Genomic DNA, 21,109 nt, shown 5'->3' with positions numbered 1-21,109 from the left:
TGTGAAGTCATGGCGCCAGCCGTGGTGGAGTCGTCGTTGAAATACCACTCTGGTCGTGCTGGATGTCTAACCTCGGTCCGTGATCCGGATCAGGGACAGTGTCTGGTGGGTAGTTTAACTGGGGCGGTTGCCTCCTAAAGGGTAACGGAGGCGCCCAAAGGTTCCCTCAGCCTGGTTGGCAATCAGGTGTTGAGTGTAAGTGCACAAGGGAGCTTGACTGTGAGACTGACGGGTCGAGCAGGTACGAAAGTAGGGACTAGTGATCCGGCGGTGGCTTGTGGAAGCGCCGTCGCTCAACGGATAAAAGGTACCCCGGGGATAACAGGCTGATCTTCCCCAAGAGTCCATATCGACGGGATGGTTTGGCACCTCGATGTCGGCTCGTCGCATCCTGGGGCTGGAGTCGGTCCCAAGGGTTGGGCTGTTCGCCCATTAAAGCGGTACGCGAGCTGGGTTTAGAACGTCGTGAGACAGTTCGGTCCCTATCCGCTGCGCGCGTAGGAGTCTTGAGAAGGGCTGTCCCTAGTACGAGAGGACCGGGACGGACGAACCTCTGGTGTGCCAGTTGTCCTGCCAAGGGCATGGCTGGTTGGCTACGTTCGGGAGGGATAACCGCTGAAAGCATCTAAGCGGGAAGCCTGCTTCGAGATGAGGGCTCCCACCCACTTGATGGGGTAAGGCTCCCAGTAGACGACTGGGTTGATAGGCCGGATGTGGAAGCCTCGTAAGGGGTGGAGCTGACCGGTACTAATAGGCCGAGGGCTTGTCCTCAGTTGCTCGCGTCCACTGTGTGGTTCTGAAACAACCAGCCACCACACACCCGTATCACATTGTGATGTCTGGGTGGTGGTGTGTGTTTCATGGTGTTTCGGTGGTCATAGCGTTAGGGAAACGCCCGGTTACATTCCGAACCCGGAAGCTAAGCCTTTCAGCGCCGATGGTACTGCAGGGGGGACCCTGTGGGAGAGTAGGACACCGCCGAACAATTATTAGAAAGCCCCGCCCCCGAGGTCACCTCGGGGCGGGGCTTTTTTGCGTTGGCCGGCCACTGCTGGCCCAGCTGACCGTCCGCAATGGTCTGGACCTGTGAGCGGCGCGGCGGCTAGCATGCGAGCGACATCGCACCACCTCCCGCGACATCTGGCGCTAAGTCAGCATGTCTCTGCGCAAAGGAGTTGGCACGTGAAAAGACGTATCGGACTGTTCGCCGCTGTTGTCGCCGCGGTCGTGGTTCCCCTCGGCGCCGCCTCGGCCGCCGGCGCGAGTCAGGAGTTCCCCCACCTGGCGGGCGTGTACCGCAGTTACGCCGACTGCCAGACCGCAGGGCAGGCCGGCTACGCGTTGTGGGGCCCGGTCTTCCAGTGCACCGCCGGCCAGGACGGATGGGTCTACCTCTACACCCACTGACCGCGGTCCGTACCCGTTCCGGGCGTCCTTTCGCGAGGGCGTCCGGCACCGGCGCGCAGGCGTCCGAATCCGGTCCGGCGGGTCCCGTCTACAGTGGGGCGATGTCATACGACCTGGTCATCTTCGACAACGACGGCGTCCTTGTGGACAGTGAGCGGATGTCCAACCTCATCCTGGCGGAGTGCCTGACCGAGGCCGGATATCCGACCAGCTTCGATGATTCGGTGAGGGACTTCATGGGCGCCGCCATGCACCGTGTGCACGATGTGGTGCGGGAGCGGCACGGGGAGAGCCTGCCCGAAGGTTTTGACGCCGGGTATCACGAAAGGGTCTTCGCGGCGTTCGAGGCGGAGTTGGAGCCGGTCGCCGGGGTCGCGCTCGTGCTGGACAAGCTCGCGGCGGACGGGGTGGCGTACTGCCTGGCGTCGTCCGGGGGGCATGAGCGGATCAGGGTCGCGCTGCGGAAGACCGGGCTCTACGAGAAGTTCGGGGAGCAGCGGATCTTCTCGGCGCAGGACGTGGGACGGGGGAAGCCGGCGCCGGACCTCTTCCTGTATGCCGCCCGCACCATGGGCGTGGCGCCCGAGCGGTGTGCCGTCGTGGAGGACAGCGGGCTGGGGGTCGCGGCGGCGCTGGCGGCCGGGATGGATGTGTACGGCTACACCGCGATGACGCCGGCCGCGAAGCTCAAGGACGCGACCGCGCTGTTCGGGAGCATGACCGAGCTGCCCGACCTGCTCCTGCGCTGACCGTCACGGATCCGGGCCGGCCCGCAGCGGCCTCCGCGACGGCCCCGCGCCCGCCCCCCGCACGCGACCCCCGCGGCTGACCGCGGGCCGGTCCCGGGCTGATCGCGGGGCTGATCCCGGCCCGAAACGCGGTGCGTCCCGGCCGTGACTCACGATCGTGACTCCGTGCACCTACTCATCCGTAGCTTTCGCGTCTACCGTGCTCGCTTATGGACGACGCTCGCCCGCAGACCCTGCGGCACGGCCGAGCCGCCCTCGCGGTCAGCTTCTTCGCGCAGGGGGCGCTCTTCGCTTTGCTGGTGACCCGGATTCCGGCGATCCAGGACCGCTACGGGATCAGTGACGGGCTGCTGCCGGTGTTCCTGGCCGCGGTGCCCATCCTGGCGGGGCTCGGCAGTGTCGGGACCGAGCAGCTGGTCAAGCGGGTGCGGCCCAGCGTCGTCCTGCGCTGGGTGCAGCCGGTGGTCGCGCTGGTGCTGCTCGTCCTGGGCGCCGGGGACCGGATGTGGATCGCGGCGGTGGCGCTGGCGCTGTTCGGGGTGTGCGTCGGCGGGCTCGACGCGTCGATGAACATGCTCGGGGTGAGCCTCCAGCGGGAGTACGGCCGCAGCATCATGCTGGGCTTCCACGCCGCGTACAGCCTGGGCGGGATCATCGGGGCTTCGCTGGCCTGGTCGGGGGCGCACTGGCACATCTCGCTGGTGGCGCTGTACGGGCCCGTGGTGCTGGTGCTGATCCCGCTGACGCTGGCGGCGAGCCGCCGGTACCGGGACGCGGCCGACGCCCGGCTGGAGGGCGCGCCGAAGGAGACGCAGCCGGTGGTGATGCGGCTGCTGATGCCGCTCTGCCTGGTGATGGCGTTCGCGTACATCGGCGACTCGACGGTCTCCAACTGGAGCGCGAAGTATCTGCAGGACACCCTGCACAGCTCGGAGCAGCTGTCGACGGTCCCCTACGCCGTCTACATGGTGACGACGCTGATCGGCCGCTCGGTGGGCGACTTCGGGGTGCGGCGGTTCGGCGCGGCGGCCGTGGTGCGGCTGGGGGCGGTCGTGGCGATGGCGGGCTTCGCGGTGGTGGCGGTGGCGCCAGGGGCGTGGGTGGGCATGCTCGGCTTCACGCTGCTGGGCTTCGGGCTGTGCGTGATCGTGCCGCAGACCTTCGCGGCGGCGGGGCGGATGTTCCCGGGGGCGTCGGACACGGCCATCGCGCGGCTGAACGTCTTCAACTACGTCGGATTCCTGGTGGGCTCGCCGCTGGTGGGGGCGCTGGGCGATGCGTGGAGCTACCGGGGGGCGATGATCGTGCCCATGGTGCTGGTGGGGGCGACGCTGCATTACGCCAGGTCCTTCTCCGCCGGGCCCGCCGGGTACGGTGTCGGCCATGAGCGGCCGAGCACAGTTGATGTGGGATGAGCGGGTCACCGGTTACGACTTCGGCCCCGGGCATCCGATGGACCCGGTGCGGCTCTCGCTCACCCGGGATCTGATGCGGGCGCTCGGGCTCGACCCGGCACTGACAGTGGTGGCGGCGCCGCCCGCGGGGGACTCGACGCTGACACTGGTGCACGACGCGGACTATGTGGCGGCGGTACGCCGGGCGTCGCAGGAGCAGGAGCAGGCCGTCGTACCGGCGGCGTACCGGGCCTACGCCTCGTACGGGCTGGGGACGGACGACAATCCGGTCTTCCCGCGGATGCACGAGGTCTCGGCGCTGATCGCCGGGCAGTCGGTCGCGGCGGCGGAGGCGGTATGGCGCGGCGAGGTGGCGCACGCGGTGAATTTCGCCGGCGGGCTGCACCATGCGATGCCCGGGTCCGCGGCGGGCTTCTGCGTCTACAACGACCCGGCCCTCGCGGTGGCGCGGCTGCTGGAGCTGGGCGCGGAGCGGGTCGCGTACGTCGATGTGGACGTCCACCACGGCGACGGGGTGCAGACGGCGTTCTGGGACGATCCGCGGGTGCTGACGATCTCGCTGCACGAGCATCCGCGGACGCTCTTCCCGCACACCGGCTGGCCGGAGGAGACCGGGGGCCCTGCGGCCGAGGGCGGGGCGGTGAATGTGGCGCTGCCGGCCGGGACGGGTGACGCGGGCTGGCTGCGGGCCTTCCACGCGGTGGTGCCCGAGCTGCTGGCCGCCTTCCGGCCGCAGGTGCTGGTGAGCCAGCACGGAGCCGATACGCACGTGGAGGACCCGCTGGCGCACCTGGCGGTGTCGCTGGACGCCCAGCGGGTGGTGGCCGAGGCGTGCCACGCGCTGGCGCACGAGCACGCGGCGGGGCGCTGGGTGGCGCTCGGCGGCGGAGGCTACGCGGTCGCCGACGTGGTGCCGCGGACGTGGACGCATCTGGTCGCCATCGCGGCGGGTGTGCCGCTGCCGCCGGAGACGCCGGTGCCGGAGGAGTGGCGGCACGAGGTCTACGCCCGTACCGGGCAGCCTGCGCCGCTGCGGATGACGGACGGCTGCGAGCCGCGCTGGAAGGGCTTCGAGGAGGCCGGCTACGACCCGGCCGACCGGCTCGACCAGGCGGTCCTGGCGACCCGGCGGGCGGTCTTCCCGCTGCACGGGCTGCTGCCGTGACGCGGCGGCGTACGGCCGGTGCCCGGTCCGCGGGATACCTGTAGGGTGAATTCGGCGGTTTCCGCCCGCCGTGGGCGGGTTGGGCCGGGACGATCATGCTGTGGTGAGTGTCGGCGCGCTGCGCGCGCATCTGGTGGCGGCCGGGCTGGCCGGGCTGACCGCGACGCCGCGGGAGAAGAGCCTGGCGAGCTACCGGCTGTTCGCGGCGCGCGATCCGCGGCTGACGCTGGGGCTCGACCCGGAGGGCGCGTGGACGGCCCCGGACCTGCTGCGGCTGATGGCGGACCGGTGCGGGGTGTCCCCCGACCCGGAGCGGACGACGGGCTTCGACGTGATCGACCCGGACTGCACGGTGGCGGCGCTCGACGCGTTCGCTGAGCGGCTCGCGAGGGCCGCGTGTGACCGCATTCCGGTGCTCTTGGGCACAGGACATCCACACCGCCTCCTTGGTTTCTACGCATCTTTGGCCGCGGCTCTCTCGGCGGCGGGATGTGTCGTCCTCACCCCCGCGTATGGGCGTGATGTGGACGTGCCCACGCAGTTCGGCGTACGCCGCCATCATTTGTGGTACGTCGGCGGGGTCGCGGTCGTCCGGCCGGTGGTCACGGAGGGTGAGGAGCCGCCGGTCGAGGCCGGTGCGCACACCCACTCGCCACTGCCGGTCAGGGTGGCTCTCGCGGCGGCTGCCGAACAGGGCGGAAAGCTGCCGGGGCTGGTCGTCGGCGACCACGGATTCGTATGCGGCGCAGGTCAGTTGGGCATCGAGGCGATCGGCCTGGCGGACTCCGACGACCCGGCCGTATTCGTTGCCGAGGCGGAGGGCAGCGTAGCGGTCGCGGTGCCCGTCGACGACACCGTCCGGTCCGATTACTACCGGCCATTGACGCGCTACGTACTCAAACAGGCCTGGCTGTCACAGTAGTCAACCATTGGCAACTCCTCTTCCCCACTCACCACATGCGCCCCTAATCTGGGGGGGAGCGCACACGCCGCTTTGAGTCGCCGGAGGGGAAGCCGGTGCCCGGCGTGTGCGGAAGGTTCAGGTGTGACATGACTGCTACAGAAACCCGACCTCTCAACGAGGTCGTTTTCCTCACCGTCGCCGAAGTGGCGGCGGTGATGCGGGTGTCGAAGATGACCGTGTACCGACTGGTGCACAGCGGCCATCTGCCGGCGATTCGCGTGGGCCGTTCGTTCCGGGTTCCGGAGCAGGCCGTCCACGAGTACCTGCGGGAGTCCTACGTGGGGGTGGAATCTGCCTGAGAAGGCCCTGACGGGCAGACGACCGTCCGCGTGGGCCTCGTTTATGTCCGTCCGCTCCGGACGGGTAGGCTTGGCCGACGTAGGTCGTGTGGGCTCGGACGCCCCGCACCGAGTGAAACCGAAGCGAGGGTAGTCGTGGGCTCTGTCATCAAGAAGCGGCGTAAGCGTATGGCCAAGAAGAAGCACCGCAAGCTGCTGAAGCGGACGCGTGTTCAGCGCCGCAACAAGAAGTAAGCGGGCGACTTTTCCGCCGCACTTCCTGCCCTCCCGCACCGCCTCCCGGCGGTGCGGGAGGGCAGTGGCATGTCCGGGGCGCGCCCGGGTGTCCGGGGTGCAACGGCTGCATGTCGGGGGGCGCGCGGGGGAGGCGCAGAGGATACGGTGCGGGTATTCCCCGAGGAAGGCGCTGAACCGTGGGCGTGGGCAAGGTGGTGCTCGTCACAGGCGCCGCGCGGCAGCTCGGCGGCCGGTTCGTCCGGCGGATCCAGCACGACCCCGAGGTCGAGCGGGTCGTCGCCGTCGACGTGGTGCCGCCGGAGCACGGACTGGGCGGCGCGGAATTCGTCAGGGCCGACATCCGGCAGCCGATGATCGCCAAGGTGCTGGCACAGCACTCGGTCGACACCGTCGTGCACCTGGACGTCAGCGGCACCCCGCTGGGCTCCGGCGGCCGGACGCAGGCCAAGGAGACCAACGTCATCGGCACCATGCAGCTGCTCGGTGCCTGCCAGAAGGCGCCGACCGTACGGCGGCTGGTCGTCAAGTCCACCACCAGCGTCTACGGCTCCGCGCCGCGCGACCCCGCGGTCTTCCGCGAGACGACCCCGGTGAAGTCGCTGCCCAGCGGCGGCTTCGCGAAGGACGCCGTCGAGGTCGAGGGATACGTACGCGGCTTCGCCCGCCGCCGCCCGGACGTCGCGGTCGCGGTGCTGCGCTTCGCGAACATCCTCGGGCCCAACGCGGACACCCCGCTCGCGGAGTTCTTCGCGCTGCCCGTACTGCCGACGGTCTTCGGCTACGACCCGCGGCTGCAGTTCGTGCACGAGGACGACGTCCTGGCCGTCACGGTGCTGGCCGCGCTCGAACCCCGCCGCGGCACCCTCAACAGCGGCACCTTCAACATCGCGGGCGACGGGGTGCTGCTGCTGTCGCAGACCGCCAGGCGGCTCGGCAAGCCCACCGTGCCGGTGCTGCTGCCCGCGGTCACCTGGATCGGCCAGGTGCTGCGGACCGCCGGCGTCACGGACTTCGCGCCCGAGCAGATCCGGCTGCTCACGCACGGCCGGGTGGTGGACACCGCGCAGATGCGTGACACGCTCGGATTCGTACCGACCTACACCACCGCCGAGACCTTCCACGACTTCGCCCGCGGCCACGGCCCCGGGCTGCTGCCCCCGGCCCGGCTGGCCGCGGCGGTCGACCGGCTGGCCGGGGCAGTGCCGCCCGCGGCGGGCGGCACGCGGACGGGGGCGCGGCGGTGACCGGCAGCGCTTCGGGTGCCTCGGACACCTCAGGAGAAGGAGCAGGGACCATGGCCGATGCCAAGGTGATCCCGTTCGACGAGGACTCGCGCGGCAGGCGCGGCTCCGGGCGCTCCCGGGCGCCGCGCGGCCGTACGCCCGCGGCGGGCAAGGCGGCGGACGGCCTGCAGCCGCCGCTGGCCGCGGTGTCGGCGGACGGGACCGTACCGCCGCCGCCGGGGATCCCCGCGCAGGCCGACGGGGGCCGTCCCGGCCCCGGGGCGGCCTCCGGGCAGGAAGGGGCCGCCGCCCGGCCCGGGGACCTCGGCGGGGCGCTCGCGGGCGTCGCCGACCGCGTCCTGGGCGGCGACTGGGAGCGCAAGGTCGCCTCGGGGCTGGCCTTCCTGCGGCGCCGGGTCACCGGGGACTACGAGGTCGACGAATTCGGCTACGACGCCGAGCTGACCGACCAGGTGCTGATGTCGCTGCTGCGGCCGATGTTCGGGGCGTACTTCCGCGTCGAGGTCCGCGGTATCGAGAACATCCCCGCGGAAGGGGGCGCGCTGGTCGTCTCCAACCACTCCGGCACACTGCCGCTGGACGGTCTGATGACCCAGGTCGCCGTCCACGACCACCACCCCGCCGGGCGCCATCTGCGGCTGCTCGCCGCCGACCTGGTCTTCATGCTCCCGCTGGTCAACGAACTGGCCCGCAAGCTCGGCCACACGCTGGCCTGCGCGGAGGACGCGGAGGTCCTGCTGGAGCGCGGCGAGGTCGTCGGGGTGATGCCCGAGGGCTTCAAGGGCCTCGGGAAGCCCTTCTCCGACCGCTACAAGCTCCAGCGCTTCGGGCGGGGCGGTTTCGTGGCGACGGCGCTCAAGACGAAGGTGCCGATCGTGCCGTGCTCCGTGGTGGGGGCGGAGGAGATCTACCCGATGGTCGGGAACTCCCGCACGGCGGCGCGGCTGCTGGGCCTGCCCTACTTCCCGCTCACCCCGACCTTCCCCTGGCTGGGGCCCGCGGGCCTGGTCCCGCTCCCCACGAAGTGGGTGATCCAGTTCGGCGAGCCCATCGCGACGGACGGCTACCCGCCGGAGGCGGCGGAGGACCCGATGCTGGTCTTCAACCTGACGGACCAGGTCCGGGAGACGATTCAGCACACGCTGTACGAACTCCTGGTCCAACGCCGGTCCGTCTTCTTCTGACGCAACGTGCCGGTTCGCCGCGCCCCCGCCGGGGACCCTCTGCGGAAGAGGGCACCCACCAGGGGCGCGAGGAGCTGCGCGCTCACCCCCAGGCAGGGAGGGTCCGGGGACGTCCCCGGGTGGCAGGACGTGCGGACCCCCCTCAGGACCAGCCGTCAGCCCTCATCATCGGTGGTCGTCCCCAGGCCGAGGCCCGGGAGGAGGCCGGGGAGGAGCGGGGGCAGGGTGACGGAGTGGTCGGACGGGGCCGAGGGGCTGGGCGAACCCGGGGTGGGCAGCGCGGGAAGCGGCCCGAGCGGATTCGTACCGCCGATCAGCCCGCCGCCCGGCGTACCCGACGGCGACGGCGTGGCACTCTGCCCACCGGTGCCGCCCTGCCCGGGCGTGGCCGAGGACGAGGTGGACGGCGCCGACGACGTACCGGCGGACGGGCCGGAGCCCGCGGAACCGGAGCCGTCGTGCCCGTGCTCGCCCTTCTTCGGCTTCGGCAGCAGGTCCTGCAGCGGCGCGACCTCCTGGTCTATGGCGTCGAAGACCGAGGAGACCTGCTCCGACACGTCGGTGAGCTGGCTGGGCAGCTTGCCCCGCAGATCGCTCCAGCCCTGCCGGTGGCCCGCCGTGAAGGAGTTCAGCGTCTCGATCGGCTGGATCGAGCCGTCGTCCTGATAGGCCTGGCTGAGCAGCCGGTGGCCCTCCGCGGCCTCCTGCTGCATGCCGGACAGGGCCTTGCGCACCTCGGAGACGGATTCGTCGTCGAGCGGCCCGCCACGGCCGCGTTCCATGAGGCGGCGGGCCTCCTGGAGGCGGGTGGAGGCCATGTCGAGGTAGACCTTGCCCCGGGAGGCGTCACCGCTGGCCATGTCGAGCTTGAGGTCTTCCATGCCGCGCTTGAGGCCGTAGAGGGTGTCGCCGGGCAGCGCGTTGGTGCTGGCCGCGGCGACCCCGCCGAAGGCGCCGGCGGCGACGCCCACGGTGAGGCCGCCGACGGCGAGCCGGCGGGAGAGCCGGCTGCGCGGGGTGAGCCGGCGCAGCCGATGGCTGCCCTGGCCTTCCTTGCGCTGTTCCGGCACCCGGGGGGTGACCGGGAAGCTGCCGTCCGCGAGCGCCTGCTCCATCGCGGCGATCAGCTGTGCGCGTTGCACGGTCTTGCGCTCGGGGTCGAGCGCGGGCCGCGGCTGTTCCGCGAGCGTCGAGGCGAGCGCCAGCAGCGCGGCCTGCTCGGGGTCGGCGTGCCGGGCCGCGGCATGGCTGCCGTGCGCGCCGGGCGTGCCCTGCTGCCGCCCTGCCTCGGCGGTGTCCTCCTGGACGGCCGCGTCCTCAAGGGCTTGGGCGAAGGCGTTCGCCCGGCGGTGTGCCGTTGCCTGTCCGATCACGGGCGGCACCTCCTCTCGTCATCCACACTCGACTCCCCGTGCCGCGGGTGGGTTGCGCTGCCTGCCCCCATGCACCCGATCGGGTGAAGCGCGGCGGGCGTGGCCCGGCACAAAGTTGTCTGCATGTGAAGCAACGAGTGTCGCTCCAGTTGGGTTACGCAGGTGTGATGATCGTGCGGCGCCACCGAGGTCTCACCTCGCGTCGTCGGGCAGGAGTCTGGCCAGCGTACGCACAGCGCGGTACTGGAGGGTCTTGATCGCGCCTTCGTTCTTGCCCATCACACGGGCGGTCTCGGCCACCGACAGGCCTTGCAGGAAGCGCAGGGTGACGCATTCCTGCTGCTGCGGGTTGAGCTTGCGCACGGCGGTGAGCAGCGCCTCGTTGGACAGCGACTCCAGGACGGAGTCCTCGGGGCTGCGCTCGACCTCGTTGGCGTCGAGCATTTCGCCGGTGGTCACTTCCAGCCGGAAACGGCTCGACTTGAAGTGGTCGGCGACCAGATTCCGGGCGATCGTGACCAGCCACGCGCCGAAATCGCGGCCCTGCCAGGTGAAGGTGCCGATTCTGCGCAGGGCGCGCAGGAACGTCTCACTGGTCAGGTCCTCGGCCGTGGCCTTGGATCCGACCCGGTAGTAGATGTAGCGGTAGACGGTGTCGCTGTAGTGGTCGTACAGCCGGCCGAAGGCCTCCGTCTCGCCGTCCTGGGCGCGTTCGACCAGGTCCATCATCCGGCCGGAGTCGGTGTCGGAGGCGGGGCGGCGGGCCTGGGCGCCAGGGGCGGCGCCGTTCGAACCTGCCGCGCCCGAGCTGTTGCGGGTGCGTCTGCCTGCGGCTGTGCTGACTTCGGCCAGCGCGTACGCCGGACCGGGGACGGTGGGACCTGACGTGGCGAGGGTGGGCCGGGCGTACGCGGGGACTGTGCGCATCAGTCGGTCGAGCACCAGTGCGCGCAACGCAGCCAGGCCGGAGGTGTCAACCCCGTCGTGTGGGTACACGGGACTCCCAGAGGCAGAACTTCCATCACGTGCAGTACGGGACCGTTCACCCGTCGTGGCGACGCGTGGGTTCCGGATTGCGTCTGAGGAGAATAACGCTTCGTACAGGCGACGCTACACCGAGTTGCGCAAATCGCCGTTTGCGCCACTTCCTGTACGGAATGAGGATCGACCAATTATCGAACGGCCGACCCTTGTTGACCACTTTCGTTCGTGAACAGCTCGCACAGAGGCCGTGTTGTGACCGTGTGCGTGCCGGACGAGCCGTATGGGCCGCGTGGGCCGCCGGGGATCGTACGGGCCGGGGCGCGGCTCTACCGGCGGCGCGCCGCCGTCACTTGCGGCGGCGGTGGATCGCGACGGCCGCGGCGGTGCCGCCCGCGACCGCGCCCATGCCCGCGGCGGCCGGAATGCCGATCCGCGCGGCCTTGCGCCCGGTGCGGTAGTCGCGCAGCCGCCAGCCCTTGGCGCGGGCGTGCTTGCGCAGCCGGGCGTCGGGGTTGATCGCGTAGGGGTGGCCGACCAGCGACAGTATCGGGATGTCGTTGTGCGAGTCGCTGTACGCGGCGCACAGCGACAGGTCCAGGTCCTCCGCCGCCGCCAGCGCGCGTACCGCCTCGGCCTTCGCCGGGCCGTGCAGCGGCTCGCCGACCAGCCGGCCGGTGTAGACGCCGTCGACCGACTCCGCGACCGTGCCGAGCGCGCCGGTCAGGCCCAGCCGGCGGGCGATGATCGTGGCCGTCTCCAGGGGCGCGGCCGTGACCAGCCACACCCGCTGGCCCGCGTCCAGGTGCGCCTGCGCCAGGGCGCGGGTACCGGGCCAGATCTTCTCCGCCATGTACTCGTCGTAGATCTCCTCGCCGATGGACATCAGTTCCTCGACGCGGTGCCCCTTGACGATCGACAGCGCGCTGTCGCGGGCGTCCTGCATGTGCTCGGGGTCCTCGGCGCCGGCCATCCGGAAGTACGCCTGCTGCCAGGCGAAGCGCAACAGGTCGCGGGTGTCGAAGAAATGCCGCTTGTACAGGCCGCGGCCGAAGTGGAACAGCGCGGCGCCCTGCATCACGGTGTTGTCCAGGTCGAAGAACGCGGCGGCCCGCGGGTCGCCCGCCACCGGGAAGGCGGACTCCGCTTCCGGGTCCTGCGGTTCTTCCGTTTCCTTCGCGGCGGTTTCGGGCCGGGGCTTCGTCGCGAGCGCCGCTTCCGCGGCGGCTGCGGCGGCCTCGCCGGCCACGACACTCCGCTGCGTGGCGGACTGCCTGCGGGGGGTGAGCCATCTGAGAGCGGCCATAACGCGAGCATAACCACCCTGTGGGGCATGGCAGGTTCGGCCACGATGCGGGTACGTGAACCGCGGGCGTCACAATGTGCGGTATGACGAGTGCGAGGACCGTGACGCTGATCGGGAAGCCGGGATGTCATCTGTGCGATGACGCTCGCGCTGTGGTGGAGAAGGTCGCCGCCGCGACCGGGGCTGTCCTGGTCGAGCAGGACATCACTCAGGACGAGGAGTTGTACCGGCGGTACTGGGAGCAGATTCCTGTTGTCCTGGTGGACGGGGAGCAGCACACGTTCTGGCGCGTCGACGAGCTTCGCCTGCGGCGAGCTTTGGCTGTCTGACCGGGCGCACCCCCACGCCGCTGGGTTTCCGGCCCCGGCCCCGCCCCGGCCCCCGGTGCGCTGGCCGTGCGGCCGTCTGACGGCTGGCGGCGCCCCCCGCAGGGGCGCGGGGAACGGCGCGCTCATCCCCCACTCACCGTCGTGTGCGGACGGACCGCCCCGGGAGCGCGGGGAACGGCGCGCTCAGCCCACCACCCACGCGCGGGTCGTCACCGGCCCGGAGGGGCTGTTCGGTCCGATCCGGACCACCGGCCGGTGGCGGGCTGGTCGCGCGGTTCCCCGCGCCCCTGGTGCACCCCCCTTGCCGAAGAGGCGCCGCCAGAGCCCCCGCGCCCGGGGGAAGCGCACCCGCCGACGCAGCGGCAGGCTCAGTCCCGCGCCACCCGATCGGGTAGGATCGGTGGCGTTTTGTGCGGCCGGGGGCGATGTGTGAGGAGAGTGCCGATGCCCTCGGTGAAAGGACCCGCGGAAAGCGGCTGCGGGCCCTCGGTGAGCGGCGCCGAGGCAAGCGGCCACGTGCCCTCGGGGGAAGGAGTCGCCGCCGGCGGCTACGTCGTGGTGGACGTCGAGGCGACCGGGTCGTCCTCGCGCCGGCACCGGGTCATCGAGCTGGCGGTCCTGCTGCTGGACCGCGATCTGGCGCCCGAGGGCGAGTTCACGACCCTCGTGGATCCGCAGGGCCCGGTCGGGCCGACCCACATCCACGGCATCGAGCCCGGGCACATCCGCGGCGCCCCGCGCTTCGCGGGCATCGCCGCCCGGCTGCTGACGCTGCTGCGCGGCCGCGTACTGGTCGGGCACAACGTCGGGTGCGACCGGGCGTTCCTGGCCGCCGAATACGCCCGGGTCGGGGTGCGGCTGCCCGCCGTGCCCGAGGTGTGCACGATGCGGATGGCCGCCGACCGCCGCCGCGACGACCCGGTGCCGTACGGACTGTCGCTGCGCGCGTGCGTACAGGCGCTGGGTGTGACCGGCTGGACCCCGCACACCGCGCTCGGCGACGCCCGCGCGGCAGCGGCGCTTTTCAGCCACTTTGTGGCGCAGTCCCGAGCCACCGCCGGTGGCGCGGGCGCCGCGGACGCCGCCGGTCTGGAGCGGCGGTTGTTGCAGGCGGCAGGTGTTCGCTGGCCCGAGGCCCCCGTTCCGCCGACGGCCACCACCACGCTCTGGAAGCACCGCAGCAACGATTCGTCACGGCGAAGCGTGCCCAATGTCCGTAATGGGAGTGCGTGATGCCCATCACTTCCGCCGGGCAAAACGGACACCATCTTTGTGCACGCGTTCACAAAGACATAGCCTGGCGTGCACGGGGCGGCCCCAAAGGCCGTGGTCGCCCTCAGCCCAGCTCTACCCGCAGGAGCACCGTGGCAACTGGCCGATCGCACCGACCGGCGACTCGCAGCCGAGGGATTCCCGAGGCCACCGTCGCCAGGCTTCCGCTGTACCTGCGGGCGCTGACCGCTCTGTCCGAGCGCTCCGTGCCCACCGTGTCCTCGGAGGAGCTCGCCGCCGCGGCCGGGGTCAACTCGGCCAAGCTGCGCAAGGACTTCTCCTATCTCGGCTCGTACGGGACCAGGGGCGTCGGCTACGACGTCGAATACCTCGTCTACCAGATCAGCCGTGAGCTGGGCCTCACCCAGGACTGGCCGGTCGTCATCGTCGGTATCGGCAACCTCGGCGCCGCCCTCGCCAATTACGGCGGGTTCGCCTCCCGCGGCTTCCGCGTCGCGGCCCTGCTCGACGCGGACGCGTCGCTGGCCGGGCGGCTGGTCGCGGGACTGCCGGTGCGGCACATCGACGAGCTGGAAGCGATCGTCGCCGACAACCAGGTGTCGATCGGGGTCATCGCGACCCCGGCGGGCGCCGCACAGGAGGTCACCGACCGGCTGGTCAACGCCGGGGTGACCTCGATCCTCAACTTCGCCCCCACCGTGCTGTCGGTGCCGGACGGCGTGGACGTACGCAAGGTCGATCTGTCCATCGAACTGCAGATCCTCGCGTTCCACGAGCAGCGCAAGGCCGGTGAAGGGCGCCAGGAGCCCGACGGGGACGTACCCGCCGTGATGCCCGCATGAGTCTGCTGGTTGTCGGACTGTCGCATCGCAGCGCGCCGGTGAGCGTGCTGGAGCGGGCCGCGCTCACCGAGGACGCGCGGGCCAAGCTGCTCCTGGACACGCTTGCCGCCGAGCCCGCGAGCGAGGCGGTGGCGCTGTCCACCTGCAACCGCATCGAGCTGTACGCCGACGTGGACAAATTCCACGCGGGCGTCGCCGAGCTGTCCACGCTGCTGGCCCAGCACAGCGGTGTCGGCCTCGACGAGCTGACCCCGTACCTGTACGTGCACTACGAGGACCGGGCCGTCCACCACCTGCTGTCGGTGGCCTGCGGGCTGGACTCGATGGTCGTCGGCGAGGGCCAGATCCTCGGCCAGATCAAGGACGCGCTCGCGGTCGGCCAGGAGCTGCACACCGCGGGGCGGCTGCTCAACGACCTCTTCCAGCAGGCCCTGCGGGTCGGCAAGCGCGCCCACTCCGAGACCGGCATCGACCGGGCGGGCCAGTCGCTGGTCACCTTCGGCCTGGCCCAGCTCGCCCCCGCGACCGGCCCCCTCGCGGGCAAGCGGGCGCTGGTGGTGGGCGCCGGCTCCATGTCGTCGCTGGCCGCCGCCACACTGGCCCGCGCCGGGGTCGACCGGCTGACGATCGCCAACCGTACGACCGACCGCGCCGTCCGGCTGGCCCGGCTGCTCACCGAGCAGGGCGCCGACGCCCGCGCGGTGACCATGGCCGAGCTGGGCCGCGCGCTCGCCGACGCCGACATCGTGGTGTCCTGTACCGGCTCCACCGGCCTGGTGCTCACCGTGGAGGACCTGCGGGCGGCCGGTCCGCTGGCCGTACTGGACCTGGCGATGCCGCGGGACGTCGACCCGGCCGCGCACGACCTCGACGGTGTGCACCTGGCCGACATAGAGTCGCTGGCCGCCGCGTCCGCCGACGCCCCGATGGCCGCCGACGTGGACGCCGTCCAGGCGATCGTCGCGGAGGAGGTCGCCGCCTTCGGCGCCGCCCAGCGCGCCGCGCGGATCACCCCGACCGTGGTGGCGCTGCGCGCCATGGCCGCCGATGTCGTTGCGGGTGAACTTTCCCGGCTCGACGGTAGGCTGCCCGGTCTGGACGACAAGGAACGCGCGGAGATCACCCAGACCGTGCGCCGCGTCGTCGACAAGCTCCTGCACGCCCCGACCGTGCGGGTCAAGCAGCTCGCGGGCGAGCCCGGCGGCGCCGGGTACGCCGACGCGCTGCGAGAACTCTTCGACCTCGACCCGCAGGCGGTCGCCGCCGTCAGCCGGGCCGAAACCCGGCCTCCGGCCGTGGGGCAGAACCGAATCGAGGCTGGCTGATGACCAAGGCGGTACCTGAGGGGCGCCCCGCTGGCGGCGCACTCCGGCTGGGAACGCGGAAGAGCAAACTGGCGATGGCCCAGTCCGGCATGGTCGCCGACCAGGTCCGGCAGCTCACCGGACGGGACGTCGAACTGGTCGAGATCACCACCTACGGCGACATCTCCCGGGAGAGCCTGGCCCAGATCGGCGGCACCGGCGTCTTCGTCTCGGCGCTGCGCGACGCGCTGCTCGCCGGGGACATCGACTTCGCCGTGCACAGCCTGAAGGACCTGCCGACCGCGGCCCCCGAGGGGCTGACGCTGGCCGCCGTCCCGGTCCGCGAGGACCCGCGCGACGCGCTGGTCGCCAGGGACGGGCTGACCTTCGAGGCGCTGCCGCCCGGCGCCACGGTCGGCACCGGGTCGCCCCGCCGGATGGCCCAGCTCAACGCGTGGGCGCGGTCACACGGTCTGGACATCGAGACAGTCCCGATCCGTGGCAACGTTGACACCAGGATCGGGTACGTTACTTCCGGCAAGCTCGACGCCGTCGTGCTGGCCGCCGCCGGGCTGAACCGTATCGGCAGGATCGCGGAGGCGACCGAGCTGATCGCCGCCGACGCCGTACTGCCCGCCCCCGGCCAGGGGGCACTGGCCGTCGAGTGCGCCGCTTCCAACCCGGAGCTGGCCGCACAGCTCGCCGGGCTCGACGACCCGTTCACCCGGGTCGCCGTGACCGCCGAGCGATCCCTGCTCGCCGCCCTCGAGGCCGGCTGCAGCGCCCCTGTGGGCGCGCTGGCCGACCTTGTGGCCGACGGGCAGACTACCGAGCTGCGTCTGCGCGGCGTCGTCGGCACGACCGACGGCACCTCGCTGGTGCAGATGTCCATCACCGGTCCCGCACCGGCGTCCGACGACGAAGCGCGTGCCCTCGGCCGCGAACTCGCCGACGAGATGCTCGCCAAGGGTGCGGCCGGTCTTATGGGGGAGCGCGCACTTTGAACCCCGCCGCCGTCGCTGCTGCGACGAACACCGCCGCCGGTACGGCCCTTTCGGCCGGCACCGCCGCAAGTCCCGGCTCCGCCGGGCGGTCCGTGACCGGTCACGTCACCTTCCTGGGTGCCGGGCCCGGTGACCCCGGGCTGCTGACCCTGCGCGCCGTCGAAGCGCTCGCCCTGGCCGACCTGCTGGTCGGCGACAGGCCAGTGCTCGACGTCGTCCGCGTCCACGCCCGAGCGGACGTGAACACGGCGGAACCGGCCGTGGACGCCGAGGTGTTGGACACCACCGCCCTTGCCGATGCCGCTTCACAGCTTGTCATGGCGTCCGCGCGGACCGGCAAGCGGGTGGTACGTGCGGTGGTCGGTGACCCCGGTCTCGACTCCTGCGCCGCCGCCGAGATGCTGGCCTGCGCCCGCGCGGGCATCCCCTTCGAGGTCGTGCCCGGCATCGCCAGCGCGGTGGGCGTGCCCGCCTACGCCGGGGTGCCGCTCAGCGGCGACGTGCGCTTCGTGGACGCCGCCACCGCCTCCGACCGCTGCTGGAGCGAGGTCGGCGCCAGCGACGCCACGCTGGTGGTCTCCACGACCCTGCAGACGGTCGCCGCGACCGCCGCCGAGCTGATCGGCTCAGGACGCAGGCCCGACACCCTGCTGTCGGTGACCGTGGCCGGCACCACCACCCGGCAGCGCACCTGGACCGCGACGCTGGCCACCATCGCCGCCGAACTCAAGGCCACCAAGGCGCTGCCCACCCCCGAGGGCCCGATCGCGGCCATAGCCGTGGTCGGGGAACGGGCCGGCCAGCGCGAGCACCTGTCGTGGTTCGAGACCAAGCCGCTGTTCGGCTGGCGGGTGCTCGTACCGCGGACGAAGGAGCAGGCCGCGTCGCTCTCCGACCAACTGCGCTCGTACGGCGCCGTGCCTCACGAGGTGCCGACCATCGCGGTGGAACCGCCGCGCACCCCGCAGCAGATGGAGCGCGCCGTCAAGGGCCTGGTCACCGGGCGCTACGAGTGGATCGCCTTCACCTCGGTCAACGCGGTCAAGGCGGTGCGGGAGAAGTTCGAGGAGTACGGGCTCGACGCGCGCGCCTTCGCCGGGATAAAGGTCGCCGCCGTCGGTGAGCAGACCGCCCAGTCGCTGGTCGAATTCGGCGTCAAGCCGGACCTCATGCCCAGCGGCGAGCAGTCGGCGGCCGGGCTGCTGGAGGACTGGCCGCCGTACGACCCGGTCTTCGACCCGATCGACCGGGTCTTCCTGCCGCGCGCCGACATCGCCACCGAGACCCTGGTCGCCGGCCTGGTCGAACTGGGCTGGGAGGTGGACGACGTCACCGCCTACCGCACGGTACGGGCGTCGCCCCCGCCGGCCGACACCCGTGAGGCCATCAAGGGCGGCGGCTTCGACGCGGTGCTCTTCACCTCGTCCTCGACCGTACGCAATCTGGTCGGCATCGCGGGGAAGCCGCACAACGTCACCGTGATCGCCTGCATCGGGCCGGCCACGGCCAAGACGGCGGAGGAGCACGGGCTGCGGGTCGACGTGATGGCTCCCGAGCCGTCCGTGCACGCGCTCGCCCAGGCGCTCGCCGACTTCGGTCTCGCCCGGCGGGAAGCCGCCGGCGCGGCCGGCGATCCTGTCACCCGCCCCAGCGAACGCCGTCCCGGCGCCCGCCGCCGCGCCCGCGTCTGACCCGCTTCCGCCGGGCGCGGGGGCCGTGCGGTTGCCCGTGCCCGGGGCGGGGCACCCCCCTGCATGAGGGGAGCCCCGGGGCCGACTCGGCGTCGGGAAGAGCACGCCTGCCGCGGGCGTACCGTGGAGACATGGTGAGCTACGGCGAATTCCCCGGCGCGCGCCCGCGTCGCCTCCGTACGAGTCCCGCGATGCGCCGCCTGGTCACGGAGACCCGGCTGAATCCGGCAGAGCTGATCCTGCCGGCCTTCGTACGGGAGGGCATCAGCGAGCCGCAGGCCGTCTCCACGATGCCGGGGGTCGTCCAGCACACCCGTGACTCCCTGCGCAAGGCGGCCGTCGAGGCCGCCTCCGCCGGGGTCGGCGGGATCATGCTGTTCGGGGTGCCCGAGGTCAAGGACGCGATCGGGAGCCAGGGCACGGAACCGGACGGCATCCTGCAACTGGCGATCAGGGACGTGGTCGAGGAGGTCGGGGACGCGCTGGTCGTCATGTCCGACCTGTGCCTGGACGAGTACACCGACCACGGCCACTGCGGCGTCCTGGACGCCGAGGGCCGGATCGACAACGACGCGACCCTTGAGCGCTACGCGGAAATGGCCCAGGTCCAGGCGGACGCCGGCGTCCATGTGGTCGGCCCGTCCGGGATGATGGACGGCCAGGTCGGCACCATCCGCGACGCCCTGGACGAGATCGGCCGGCAGGACGTGGCGATCCTGGCCTACACGGTGAAGTACGCCTCCGCCTTCTACGGCCCCTTCCGCGAGGCCGTGAACTCCTCGCTCAAGGGCGACCGGAAGACGTATCAGCAGGACCCGGCGAATTTCCGCGAGTCGATGCGGGAGCTGGCGCTCGACCTCGCCGAGGGCGCCGACATGGTGATGGTCAAGCCGGCGCTGCCGTATCTGGACGTGCTGCGCAAGGTCGCCGACACGGTGGACGTGCCGGTGGCGGCGTACCAGATCTCGGGCGAGTACGCGATGGTCGAGGCCGCGGCGGCCAACGGCTGGATCGACCGGGACCGGGCGATCATGGAGACGCTCACCTCGATCCGGCGCGCGGGCGCGAACATGATCCTCACGTACTGGGCGACCGAGGTCGCGCACCGCCTCTGAGGCGTACGCGGTCAGAGCCGCAGCACGACCAGGGCCGTGTCGTCCGTCGCGCCGGTCGGCGGGATCAGCTCGGACAGCAGCGCGTCGGCCATCGTCTCCGGGTCCGACGCCGGGCGGCTCGCGAGGGTCGTCGCCAGCCGGGTGAGGCCGACGTCGATGTCCTCGCCGCGCCGCTCGACCAGCCCGTCGGTGTAGAGGACGAGGGTCGCTCCCGTGTCGAAGCCGACGGTGGCCTGCGGGCGCGGCTGGTGGTGCGGGCGGGCGCCGAGCGGCGGGTCGGTGGCGCGGTCGAGGAATTCGACGCTGCCGTCGGTGTGCAGCAGCGCCGCCGGCAGGTGCCCCGCGTTGCTGTACGTGATGCTGCGGTCGGCCCAGTCGATGAAGGCCTTGACCACGGTGGTGGACTCCGCGCCTTCCACGGACCTGGCGTACAGCCCGAGCGCGTCGAGCGCCTCAGCGGGGCCGCCGGTGACCCGGGCCGCGGCGCTCAGCGCGCTTCTGAGCTGGCCCATCACGCAGGCGGCGGCCAGCCCGTGGCCGACGACGTCACCGACGGCGACCGCGATGCAGTCGCCCGGCAGGTCCACCAGGTCGTACCAGTCGCCGCACACGTTCAGCGCGCTGACCGCCGGCTGGTAGCGCACCGCGGCCCGGTGGCCGACCGGGCGGGGGGCGGGCAGCAGTGCGGCCTGCAGAGCCAGCGCGACCTCCCGCTCCCGGGCGTGCGCCTTGCGTATCCGCTGGTTGAGCTCCTGCAGCTCGCTGGCACGCATGTACAGCTCGGCCTGCAACTTGCTGTCGCCGCCGCGCTCCGCGGGCCCGGTCCGCATGAAGTCGGTGACCTCCTCGACCCGGTGCGCGATGAGGACGACCTCACCCGCCGCGTCGAGGATCGGGGTGTTGATCGTGCTCCAGTACCGCTCGTCGTAGGTGCCTGGCCGGTCGAGCCGTTCGACGTCGTAGCGCTGGAGGGCGAGGGTGTCGCGCTCCTTGGTGGCGAGCACGTTGTGGAGCGAGGCGCCGAGGCTGGTCGGTCCGTTCCCGGCGCGCCCCCTGTGCGGGCTGTCGGGGAAGACCTCGAAGATGTGGTGGCCCAGGAGATCGGCGAGGGAGCGGCCCGACAGGTGCAGATACGCCTCGTTGGCGTCGATGAAGCGCAGGTCCGGGGACAGCAGCGCGATACCGGCGGGCAGCCTGTTGTAGATCGCCCGGTAGTCGATCTCCGGATCCGTCACGTGCCGTCCGCCCGCCTTGGTCCGCCGTTGCC

Annotated in this window: 20 protein-coding genes and 2 rRNA genes (1 of these 22 only partly in view); 18 read left to right on the top strand and 4 right to left on the bottom strand. The window is 71.6% G+C overall.

From position 1 onward, the window contains the following. The 11 genes from OHA86_RS15470 to OHA86_RS15420 all read left to right on the top strand — a co-directional run. Positions 1-771, top strand: a 23S ribosomal RNA gene (locus OHA86_RS15470) (it extends 2,355 nt beyond the left edge of the window). A 96-nt stretch (positions 772-867) separates the two neighbouring features. Beyond that, positions 868-984, top strand: a 5S ribosomal RNA gene (rrf, locus tag OHA86_RS15465). A 198-nt stretch (positions 985-1,182) separates the two neighbouring features. Further along, on the top strand, positions 1,183-1,407 hold the full coding sequence (locus tag OHA86_RS15460; RefSeq protein ID WP_329175859.1) for a hypothetical protein: 225 nt from the start codon (positions 1,183-1,185) through the stop codon (positions 1,405-1,407). 101 nt (positions 1,408-1,508) lie between these two features. Continuing rightward, positions 1,509-2,156, top strand: a complete 648-nt coding sequence (locus OHA86_RS15455) for an HAD family hydrolase (RefSeq protein WP_329175858.1) — start codon at positions 1,509-1,511, stop codon at positions 2,154-2,156. Between the two features lie 209 nt (positions 2,157-2,365). After that, the gene (locus tag OHA86_RS15450; RefSeq protein WP_329175857.1) at positions 2,366-3,571 is read left to right on the top strand and encodes an MFS transporter; all 1,206 of its coding nucleotides are present in this window, start codon (positions 2,366-2,368) and stop codon (positions 3,569-3,571) included. Then, positions 3,540-4,736 (top strand): acetoin utilization protein AcuC, encoded by a 1,197-nt coding sequence (locus OHA86_RS15445; RefSeq protein WP_329175856.1) that lies wholly within the window; start codon positions 3,540-3,542, stop codon positions 4,734-4,736. The genes OHA86_RS15450 and OHA86_RS15445 overlap by 32 nt, the downstream gene beginning before the upstream one ends. Before the next feature lie 100 nt (positions 4,737-4,836). Continuing rightward, positions 4,837-5,658: a phosphatase gene (locus OHA86_RS15440; protein WP_329182420.1), complete on the top strand. Its 822-nt coding sequence runs from the start codon at positions 4,837-4,839 to the stop codon at positions 5,656-5,658. 128 nt (positions 5,659-5,786) lie between these two features. After that, a complete protein-coding gene (locus tag OHA86_RS15435) occupies positions 5,787-5,999 on the top strand; it encodes a helix-turn-helix domain-containing protein (protein ID WP_329175855.1) in 213 nt (70 codons plus the stop codon). Positions 6,000-6,029: 30 nt separating this feature from the next. Beyond that, the gene (locus OHA86_RS36080) at positions 6,030-6,233 is read left to right on the top strand and encodes a 30S ribosomal protein bS22 (RefSeq protein ID WP_443054191.1); all 204 of its coding nucleotides are present in this window, start codon (positions 6,030-6,032) and stop codon (positions 6,231-6,233) included. A 185-nt stretch (positions 6,234-6,418) separates the two neighbouring features. Next, on the top strand, positions 6,419-7,480 hold the full coding sequence (locus OHA86_RS15425; protein WP_329182419.1) for an NAD-dependent epimerase/dehydratase family protein: 1,062 nt from the start codon (positions 6,419-6,421) through the stop codon (positions 7,478-7,480). 50 nt (positions 7,481-7,530) lie between these two features. Further along, a complete protein-coding gene (locus tag OHA86_RS15420) occupies positions 7,531-8,664 on the top strand; it encodes a lysophospholipid acyltransferase family protein (RefSeq protein WP_329175854.1) in 1,134 nt (377 codons plus the stop codon). Positions 8,665-8,819: 155 nt separating this feature from the next. On the opposite strand, the gene OHA86_RS15415 is transcribed toward OHA86_RS15420, so the two are convergent. The 3 genes from OHA86_RS15415 to OHA86_RS15405 form a co-directional block, all read right to left on the bottom strand. Continuing rightward, positions 8,820-10,037, bottom strand: a complete 1,218-nt coding sequence (locus OHA86_RS15415; RefSeq protein WP_329175853.1) for a DUF5667 domain-containing protein — start codon at positions 10,035-10,037, stop codon at positions 8,820-8,822. A gap of 192 nt (positions 10,038-10,229) precedes the next feature. Then, positions 10,230-11,033, bottom strand: coding sequence for an ECF subfamily RNA polymerase sigma factor, BldN family (locus OHA86_RS15410; protein WP_329175852.1), 804 nt, complete (start codon positions 11,031-11,033; stop codon positions 10,230-10,232). A gap of 334 nt (positions 11,034-11,367) precedes the next feature. Next, a complete protein-coding gene (locus tag OHA86_RS15405; protein WP_329175851.1) occupies positions 11,368-12,324 on the bottom strand; it encodes an HAD family hydrolase in 957 nt (318 codons plus the stop codon). Between the two features lie 74 nt (positions 12,325-12,398). On the opposite strand from OHA86_RS15405, the gene OHA86_RS15400 reads away from it, so the two are divergent. From OHA86_RS15400 to hemB, 7 genes are all read left to right on the top strand, one after another. Beyond that, a complete protein-coding gene (locus OHA86_RS15400; protein ID WP_329175849.1) occupies positions 12,399-12,653 on the top strand; it encodes a glutaredoxin family protein in 255 nt (84 codons plus the stop codon). 444 nt (positions 12,654-13,097) lie between these two features. Then, entirely contained in the window at positions 13,098-13,886 is a 789-nt protein-coding gene (locus OHA86_RS15395; protein WP_329175848.1) for a 3'-5' exonuclease, read from the top strand. 131 nt (positions 13,887-14,017) lie between these two features. Beyond that, positions 14,018-14,728, top strand: a complete 711-nt coding sequence (locus OHA86_RS15390; protein ID WP_033177671.1) for a redox-sensing transcriptional repressor Rex — start codon at positions 14,018-14,020, stop codon at positions 14,726-14,728. Beyond that, a complete protein-coding gene (locus OHA86_RS15385) occupies positions 14,725-16,053 on the top strand; it encodes a glutamyl-tRNA reductase (protein WP_329175847.1) in 1,329 nt (442 codons plus the stop codon). Before OHA86_RS15390 ends, OHA86_RS15385 begins: the two co-directional genes overlap by 4 nt. After that, on the top strand, positions 16,053-17,036 hold the full coding sequence (gene hemC, locus OHA86_RS15380) for a hydroxymethylbilane synthase (protein ID WP_329175845.1): 984 nt from the start codon (positions 16,053-16,055) through the stop codon (positions 17,034-17,036). Before OHA86_RS15385 ends, hemC begins: the two co-directional genes overlap by 1 nt. A 92-nt stretch (positions 17,037-17,128) precedes the next feature. Beyond that, on the top strand, positions 17,129-18,727 hold the full coding sequence (locus tag OHA86_RS15375; protein ID WP_329175843.1) for a bifunctional uroporphyrinogen-III C-methyltransferase/uroporphyrinogen-III synthase: 1,599 nt from the start codon (positions 17,129-17,131) through the stop codon (positions 18,725-18,727). 131 nt (positions 18,728-18,858) lie between these two features. Beyond that, on the top strand, positions 18,859-19,842 hold the full coding sequence (gene hemB / locus OHA86_RS15370) for a porphobilinogen synthase (protein WP_329175842.1): 984 nt from the start codon (positions 18,859-18,861) through the stop codon (positions 19,840-19,842). Between the two features lie 11 nt (positions 19,843-19,853). Here hemB and OHA86_RS15365 read toward each other — a convergent pair whose 3' ends face one another. Continuing rightward, positions 19,854-21,077 carry a PP2C family protein-serine/threonine phosphatase gene (locus tag OHA86_RS15365; RefSeq protein WP_329175841.1) on the bottom strand — a complete coding sequence of 408 codons (1,224 nt, stop codon included), beginning with the start codon at positions 21,075-21,077 and terminating at the stop codon, positions 19,854-19,856. Positions 21,078-21,109 lie beyond the last annotated feature (32 nt).

The organism is Streptomyces sp. NBC_01477 (genome assembly GCF_036227245.1).
Lineage (GTDB): Bacteria > Actinomycetota > Actinomycetes > Streptomycetales > Streptomycetaceae > Actinacidiphila.
The sequence above is the reverse complement of the archived record's forward strand: the minus strand, read 5'-3'. Positions and strand labels throughout refer to the sequence as shown.